General features: G+C 36.3%; 8 protein-coding genes. 1 reads left to right on the forward strand and 7 read right to left on the reverse strand.

Going from position 1 to position 4557, the window contains the following annotated elements; genetic code table 11:
- Window positions 1-1139 (forward strand): diguanylate cyclase (locus tag P20652_RS18780; protein WP_033017825.1); only part of this gene is annotated, 1139 nt, incomplete at its 5' end.
- Window positions 1140-1165: 26 nt separating this feature from the next.
- On the opposite strand, the gene P20652_RS04360 is transcribed toward P20652_RS18780, so the two are convergent.
- Genes P20652_RS04360 through P20652_RS04330 form a run of 7 tightly spaced genes read right to left on the reverse strand, consistent with a single transcriptional unit; the run spans window position 1166 to window position 4305 of the window.
- Window positions 1166-1603, reverse strand: coding sequence for an NUDIX domain-containing protein (locus tag P20652_RS04360; RefSeq protein WP_008171035.1), 438 nt, complete (start codon window positions 1601-1603; stop codon window positions 1166-1168).
- On the reverse strand, window positions 1596-2282 hold the full coding sequence (locus tag P20652_RS04355) for a pseudouridine synthase (RefSeq protein WP_008171037.1): 687 nt from the start codon (window positions 2280-2282) through the stop codon (window positions 1596-1598). Before P20652_RS04355 ends, P20652_RS04360 begins: the two co-directional genes overlap by 8 nt.
- Complete coding sequence (locus P20652_RS04350; RefSeq protein WP_008171039.1) at window positions 2282-2611, reverse strand: TusE/DsrC/DsvC family sulfur relay protein; 330 nt, start codon at window positions 2609-2611, stop codon at window positions 2282-2284. Before P20652_RS04350 ends, P20652_RS04355 begins: the two co-directional genes overlap by 1 nt.
- Before the next feature lie 3 nt (window positions 2612-2614).
- Window positions 2615-2881 (reverse strand): DsrH/TusB family sulfur metabolism protein, encoded by a 267-nt coding sequence (locus P20652_RS04345; RefSeq protein ID WP_008171041.1) that lies wholly within the window; start codon window positions 2879-2881, stop codon window positions 2615-2617.
- Entirely contained in the window at window positions 2878-3234 is a 357-nt protein-coding gene (locus P20652_RS04340) for a DsrE family protein (protein ID WP_008171047.1), read from the reverse strand. Before P20652_RS04340 ends, P20652_RS04345 begins: the two co-directional genes overlap by 4 nt.
- Complete coding sequence (gene tusD, locus P20652_RS04335; RefSeq protein ID WP_008171049.1) at window positions 3231-3584, reverse strand: sulfurtransferase complex subunit TusD; 354 nt, start codon at window positions 3582-3584, stop codon at window positions 3231-3233. The genes P20652_RS04340 and tusD overlap by 4 nt, the downstream gene beginning before the upstream one ends.
- Window positions 3585-3639: 55 nt before the next feature.
- A complete protein-coding gene (locus P20652_RS04330) occupies window positions 3640-4305 on the reverse strand; it encodes a Bax inhibitor-1/YccA family protein (RefSeq protein ID WP_008171051.1) in 666 nt (221 codons plus the stop codon).
- Window positions 4306-4557: the final 252 nt, after the last annotated feature.

The raw sequence follows: 4557 nt of genomic DNA on the forward strand, positions 1-4557 counted from the left end.
AGTTAATAAAACTCAAATACTCACATCAAAAACAATCGCCTCGTCAAATTAGTGACTTATTTAATTTAATAAAACATACAACAGAAATAAATACAGTTGAATTTAAGCTACTGGAGAAAATAGAGCAGTGGTGGTTAGAATGGTATTTTGCTCTTCAAATGCAAGAGCAGCTTTCAGGTGAAAGTAGAGATATGCCAATGAGCTTGTTATCGCAAAGTACTCTCAATCCAATGCGAAAACATGAAATAAGTCACTATGCTAAATTATTTACAGTATTACCAATGCCTATTTGTAATGTATGTTCTAAAACAGGGGATATTTTAAAAGTAAATCAGCGTTTTGTAGATGTGTTTGGCTATACGGTTGAAGATGTTCCTAACCTTAATATTTGGTGGAAAAAAGCTTATCCTGATCCGCATTATAGAGAAAGTGTGCAATCTCTTTGGGCTAATGCGCTAAAAAAAGCAAAAAGTACAAATAATGATATTTCAGCTGATAACTATAGAGTAGCGTGTAGTGATGGCACACACGTGGTTATGGAAGTATCGGGTATTAATATTGGTGAAGAATATCTAGCTGTATTTAATGACGCAACTGAACGTTTAGAGGCTGAAGATATTTTAAGAGACATGGCTTTTTTAGATGCGCTAACAAAAATAGCAAATAGACGCCGGTTTGATGAAAAATTAATTCATGAATTTAATAAAGCTAAAGAGTGTGCAGGGGAGTTATCGATAATTATTATTGATGTTGATTTATTTAAACAATTTAATGATAGATACGGACATATTGCTGGCGATGCCTGCTTATATGATGTCGCGCAAACCATTGCTTCTGCGGTTAACAGGCCAGAAGACTTTGTTGCCAGATACGGTGGTGAAGAATTTGTTATTTTACTGCCCGATACAAACAGACAAGGATCATTATTCATAGCCGAGCAAATACAAAAAGCAATTGAAGGGTTAGCAATTGTACATGAGGGAAGTTATAGCGGATTTTTATCAGTCAGTATGGGTATAAATACTTTAAATGGTCACTACAAAGGTAATGAAGTTAGCTTTGTTAAAGATGCTGATACTGCACTTTATTATGCAAAGGAGCAGGGGCGTAATTGTATAGCTTTAAGTCCTGAGCATTAACTTAAGTTTAATTAATTGCTTTGAGCTCAATTAAAAATTGTTTCTAGGCTCAAAGCTGGTCGCGTAAGGCTATCGCTAATACACCTCAATACTAGTTCGCTTCTTAATGGAAGCGAGTTAATATCATCAAATGAATACCAGTCAGCGGCCAATATATCAGTATCAACTGGTTTTAGTTCGTTACTTTCGTTTACACCGTCAAATAAAAAACAAAAACGTAAATAGTGAACGCCATTCGCTGCATGCAAATTATAGACGCCTAAAAAACCAATGGGCTCAAGCGATAAGCCTGTCTCTTCAAATAACTCTCTACTTGCTGCTTGTGCAAGCGTTTCATTTTGTTCTAAGTGACCTGCAGGTTGGTTATAACAAATTTTTTTTGTAAATTTGTCGCGTTCTTTTACTAGTAGGAATGTATTTTGCTTTTTTACTATTGCAGCAACCGTTACATGTGGTTTATGCATCTACCAGTCCTTTAATCACCTTGTATTCACCCGAATCAATATCATCTAATGTATAATTACCAATACTGTAGCGAATGAGTCGAAGTGTCGGGTGACCAATATGGGCAGTCATGCGACGAACTTGTCTGTTTTTGCCTTCATTAATTGTAATACTTAGCCAAGTGGTAGGAATTGCTTTTCTCTCGCGTACAGGGGGATTACGCGCCCAAATTATAGGCTCATCAATTATTTTAACGTTAGCAGGGAGTGTTAGCCCGTCTTTAAGTTTTACGCCATTACATAAATTATTAATTGATTCACTCGTTGGTTCACCCTCAACTTGTGCCCAGTAGGTTTTATTGGTTTTTTTATCAGGTGCAGTTAAGGTGTTTTGTAATTTCCCGCAGTTTGTTAAAAGTAATAAACCTTCACTGTCTCTGTCTAACCTTCCTGCTGCGTATACTTCTTTAATAGGGATAAACTCAGCAAGCGTTTGCCTGTCTGCATCATCTGTAAATTGGCATAGCACATCAAACGGTTTATTGAATAACACAATTTTTCTGTCTTTGGACGCTATTTGTGGCTTTATTTCTCTCTTACCTGAAGGCGCCTTGTTAAGTGCACTGCGTGAATAAGTACGCCCTGTACTTCTTTTTGGCTTGGCTTGTGTTGCTTGATTATTGTCTGATTTAGCTCTCATTATATGCACCTAGCTGGTTTTGGTAATCCGGCAATTTTTGTTGCTTGCTTGGCAGGGCCTTTAGGAAATAATTTATATAAATAAAGGCTATTTCCTTTGTCTTCACCGAGTGCTTTAGCCATTGCTTTTACAAGCATTCTAATTGCTGGGCTGGTGTTATATTCAATATAAAAATCACGAACAAAGTTAATTACCTCCCAGTGTTGAACGCTAAGGTTAATGTTTTCTTGAGTAGCAATTACAGGTGCAAGCTCCTTTGACCATAAAGTATGGTCAAGTAAATAGCCTTGTTTGTCGGTTTCAATCTGTTGGTTGTTAAATTCAAGCATGAGTTACCACGTAATTGATTGGTTAGTTGATAAAGTCAGTGCTACAAAGTCTTCATAGCTAATGGCTTTATCGTTATCTGTTAATTTTATTGCACGTATTTGCGCGTCTTGTTCAAGTATTAACAGTGTATCTGCAAATTGCCTAAATTGTTTTTTTGCAAAGCAGGCATCACCAACAAGTAGCACGTTATCGTCTGATAAAATTAAATTTTCTAGCTGATTTGCGCAGTAATAGTTAAGCGGCTTAGAAAAAATATGTAATGTACTCATAAATTCACCACATGTTGCTGCGCTTTGATTAATGTTTGTTGTTGGCTAAAGTTAAGTGCCTTTGCCTCTATGAGTAAATCATGTTTATTTAAACCATAATCAAGCAATGATTTTTCACACACGTAAATGTTTTCAACATCATAAATTTCGAGTGTTTTAATATTTTTAAAAAAGTCTTTTAAGCCAATATTGTTTGGTAACTGATGCTTTTTTAAAGCCAAAACAGCGGGGCCACTGAACAACCAACTCACATTTTGGTCAACGGCAGCAAAAATCAATGTCATATCAAGTGCATCACGAATGTTTAAATCGTCAAATGGGCTGCACTGACTCATTACTAATACGTTTATCATTTAAATTGCACCCATTTATCTGCATCAGATGCAAGCATTGCAAATTCAGCTAACCCTGCGACGGCAAATACACCTGTGTTTTTAATATCTAACCCGCGTTTTTCAGCGGCGGTAACACACAGCATTAAATTTAGTTTTTGATCGGCGAGTTGCTGCCAAAGTGCTGATATTTGAAGTTCGTCTGAGGATAAATCAAAGTGGGTAGATGCATGATAAATTCCTTGCTGGTATAAAAAAATAGCATCAATGGTGTGCCCTTGGGCTAAACATGCATGCGCAAACTTAACAATGCGTTGCGTGGTATCGTGATCGGATGGTGGTGTATGTAATGAAAGAACAAAACGTGACAAAACAATTCCAGTAAAAAAGCCCCAATTAAGGGGCTATTTTAACAGAACTATTTAATTAGTCATCACTTGCGCCAAGTAGAGCAAGCAAAGACGTAAATAAGTTATATACGCTTAGGTATAAAGACACGGTTGCACGAATGTAGTTAGTTTCGCCGCCGTTTATGATTCGGCTTGTATCGAATAAAATCAAACCAGACATGATCAATACAACTGCCGCATTAAGCACCATAAACATCAATGAACTGCCAACAAAAATATTAACTATGCTAGCTACAATCACAACGATTAAGCCAACAGTTAAAAAGCCACCCATGAATGAGAAGTCTTTTTTAGTGTTCAGTGCATAAGCAGATAAACCAAAAAAGATAAGCGCAGTAGAGCCTAACGCTTGCATAATAAGCATTGGGCCATTAGACATTGCAGCATAATGGTTAAGCAATGGACCTAAGCCTGCCCCCATTAAACCTGTGAAAGCAAACACCCAAAATACACCAGATGCTGTATCTGCTTTTTTATTTACAACAAATAATAAACCGAACGAAACAAGTGTAAACACAATTCCCATAAAGTAAGGTAATTGTAGTGCCATTGAAATACCGGCTGTAACAGCACTGAATGCAAGTGTCATAGCTAGTAAAAAGTAGGTGTTTTTAAGTACCTTGTTTGTTTCAATGGTAGACATTACCGGTTTCGCGGTATTGTACGATTGATTAAACGCCATTGTAGAGCTCCTTTAAGTGAAACGTGTGTGTTTCGATAATTTAACTAAAATTAGATTACCAACTCTTATATGTTTGGGCAAACCTTTGTAGATCAATAGAGTTAAATATTTAAATAAAAGTGTATTGGAGGCTAAATTAAAAACATTTTGTTCTAACTTTAGACAAATTAATTGTTTTTTATGCACTTAAACAATTAATTTAAAAAAAGCTTCACAAAAGGGATAGGTTTCCCTATTATGCAGGCCGTGCGG

The sequence above is a fragment of the Pseudoalteromonas sp. BSi20652 genome (assembly GCF_000239855.1).
In the GTDB taxonomy this organism is placed as follows: domain Bacteria; phylum Pseudomonadota; class Gammaproteobacteria; order Enterobacterales; family Alteromonadaceae; genus Pseudoalteromonas.